The organism is Pseudohalioglobus lutimaris, from assembly GCF_002866825.1.
Lineage (GTDB): Bacteria > Pseudomonadota > Gammaproteobacteria > Pseudomonadales > Halieaceae > Halioglobus > Halioglobus lutimaris.
Genome location: NZ_PKUS01000009.1, coordinates 1 through 3,168 on the forward strand (window position 1 = coordinate 1; position 3,168 = coordinate 3,168).

Here is a 3,168-nt window from a genome sequence, read left to right on the forward strand (position 1 = left end):
AGTCCAAGAAAAGGGCCGCATCCCCCAGCGTGGCGCCACCGTCGTTGATAACCGCGCGCTTATCATCATACTTTTCAGGGGAAGTGTCGCCAGTAACGAAAGAGCGCAGAGCCGAGTTCAACGCCGAGAAGCCAACGCCGTTGCCGACCGGGTCGATCACGCTCAACTGCGTGGTCTGCTGCACCTGGTTGAATTCGCTGTTCTCCCACTTACCGGTAATATTCAGGTTATCGGTGGCGTCCCACGACAACTGCAGACGCAGTGTCTTGTCGTCGCGTTCGGGGGCGTCGTCGCCGGTCAGTTCATTCTCCAGGTAGCCGTCCAGTTCATAACCCCGGTAGGCAATGCGTCCCGACAGGCTGTCGGTAATCGGACCGGAGAGTACACCGGTAATCTCCTGCTCGCCGTCTTCCCAACCGTAGAGGCCGCTGATCATGCCTTCTACCTCATCGGTAGGCTTGGCGCTGATAACGTGAATCGCCCCACCTATGGTGTTCTTGCCGAACAGCACACTCTGTGGACCTTTCAGTACCTCCACTCGCTCCAGGTCCATAAAGGGTGCCCGTGAGAGCTGGCTGCGGCCCATATAGATGCCATCGTGAAACAGTGACACCGACTGCTCGATACCCTGGTTGGAACCGGGTGTACCGACGCCCCGAATGAAGATGAAGTTGCCAATCGGGTTCTGCTTTATCGATACGGCCGGCATATTGGCGGAGAACTCCTCGCCACGGGTCACGCCGAAGTCCTTGATGTCCTGACCGCTCATCGCGATCATCGAAATCGGCACGTCCTGCATGCTTTCGGCACGCTTGGTGGCTGTTACCACGACTTCTTCAAGACCCTGTGCACCGGCCTGATGGGCCATCGCCAGGCCAAGCGTCATGGCAGTGAGAGAGAAACGGGCGTTCGTCTTCATGAGAGAGTTCCTTTAAACGTATTATGTTCGGTTGTTACATTATTTTATTTATTGCGGTGCCCCCGGGAGCCGGCGCTGACTTCGTTCCCGGGACCGGCGCAATATAAACCGGACAATAATAGATAAATGTCACCAAAGTGACATTTACCTGTCTTTGCTTCTATTGCTCGATATGGCTGGACGCTGCCGGCTGCGCTATCTGTCTGGGGTGGACTATATTTTTCCGTGCACCGGCGGCTCTGGAGTCGGTTCCCGGCTGGCCAGCATGTCGAAGTCACAGCCCTCGTGCGCCTGATTGACGTTATCCGAGAACAACATCCCCCAACCGCGTTTATAGTGAGGCTCCGGGGCCTGCCAGGCCTGCCTGCGCTGTTCCAGCACAGCGTCCTCCACGCAGAGCGTGATCGCCCTCCCCGCTACATCCAGCTCTATTTCATCACCGTCCTCCACCAGCGCCAGCGGGCCACCGATCCAGGATTCCGGGCTTATATGCAGTGCGCAGGTACCAAAACTGGTACCGCTCATTCTGGCGTCGCTGATACGTACCACGTCCCGAATACCCTGTTCTGCCAGCTTCCTGGGAATGGGAATCATGCCGTTTTCCGCCATACCCGGCCCACCCAGCGGGCCGACATTGCGCAGCACCAGTACGCTATTTGCATCCACATCAAGATCCGGGTCATGAATACGTGCGGCCAGGTCGTCGGCGTCATTAAAGACCACCGCCGGGCCCCGGTGCTGTAACAGTTCCGCGGTGGCTGCGCTGGGCTTTATTACGCAGCCGTTGGGTGCCAGGTTGCCCTTGAGCACAGCCAGCGCCTCCGTGGCCACCGGGTTATCCAGAGGGCGCACGATATTGGCGTCTCCAACCTTTGCCCCGCGGATATTTTCACCCAGCGTGGCGCCGGTGACAGTTGCGCAATCCAGATCCAGTTTCGACGCCATCTGGGTCAGCAGAGCAGGCAGCCCGCCAGCATCGGCAAACTCATGCATGATGTATTCGCCCGACGGCTGCACATTGGCCAGCACCGGCACCTGGCGACCGATGTCGTTGAAATCATCGAGCGTAAAGCTCGTCCCGGCCCGGCGCGCCAGGGCTATAAGGTGAATCGCCGCATTGGTGGAGCCGCCCAGCGCTACGCAGGCTTTAGCGGCATTGAAAACGGAGGCATCGCTGATGATGTCACTGGGTTTCAGGTCGTCCCAGACCATTTGCACAATACGCCTGCCTGCCGCAGCCCCCAATTGGTGACCACGCGAGTCCATGGCGGGTACAGAGGACGCCCCGGTGAGCGACATCCCCAACACCTCCGCGAGCGCGGTCATGGTGGACGCGGTGCCCATTACGTTACAGGTGCCCGGGGAGCTCCATATTTTCTGCTCGATGGCCTCCCAGTCCTCCATGGGCAGGCGCCCCGCGATCAGGTCAGGTGCATAACGAAACGGCCCGGTACCGCTACCGAATCGCTCACCGCGAAAGGTTGCGCCCATGGTAAAACCGGCGGGGCAGTATATTGCCGGTATGTCCATGCTGATCGCGCCCATCAATAAACCAGGCGTGGTTTTGTCACAGCCGCCAAGCAATATGGCGCCGTCGATGGGGTGACAGCGCAACAACTCCTCTGTTTCCATCGCCAGGAAATTGCGATAGAGCATCGCAGACGGCTTAACATAGCCCTCCCCCAGCGACATGGCCGGCAGTTCCACGGGGAAGCCACCCGCCTGCCAGACTCCGCGCTTCACTGCCTCCGCCCTGTCCCGCAGGTGGGCGTGACAGGGATTCATATCACTCCAGGTGTTGACGATACCGATAACCGGGCGCCCCTGAAATTCCTCGCGGGCATATCCTGCCTGCAGGGCATGACTGGTGTGCTCGGTAGAACCGGGGCCTTCGCCGTACCAGCGGCGGCTGCGCAATGTTTCCGGTGTTTTTCCTGCCATGTGGGCTATCCTTTTATATTCGTTAATGTGCAGATACGCACAGCATTGGTGAACAATTGTAGACTACTGACTCGCGTCACCACGATACCGTCACCTTGACGACAATCCGGGTGCAGCGCCACACCTCGTGGCTGAAGACCGGGTAATCGTTCTGCGCTACATTGTCAGTTTGTCGACATTCTTATCGCCCTCGCTGGCCTATTCTCCGCCAACTTGTCCAGAACCAGTTCCAGCGCTCACAGAAGTGGTGCTTGAATAACATCGGAATACCACCAGAGGATAAAAATATGCGCGACTATCGCAAATTC

General features: G+C 58.3%; 2 protein-coding genes. Both read right to left on the minus strand.

Features of this window, described 5'->3' with window-relative positions:
* Nucleotides 1–919: TonB-dependent receptor (locus C0039_RS09480; RefSeq protein ID WP_207796411.1), on the minus strand; the 919-nt coding region annotated here is incomplete at its 3' end.
* A gap of 213 nt (nt 920–1,132) precedes the next feature.
* On the minus strand, nt 1,133–2,860 hold the full coding sequence (locus C0039_RS09485; protein ID WP_101517938.1) for a dihydroxy-acid dehydratase: 1,728 nt from the start codon (nt 2,858–2,860) through the stop codon (nt 1,133–1,135).
* Nucleotides 2,861–3,168 lie beyond the last annotated feature (308 nt).

Bases quoted from the DNA above. Each gene is read 5' to 3' on its own strand.
- C0039_RS09485 (WP_101517938.1), bottom strand. From the start codon at position 2,860: ATGGCAGGAAAAACACCGGAAACATTGCGCAGCCGCCGCTGGTACGGC.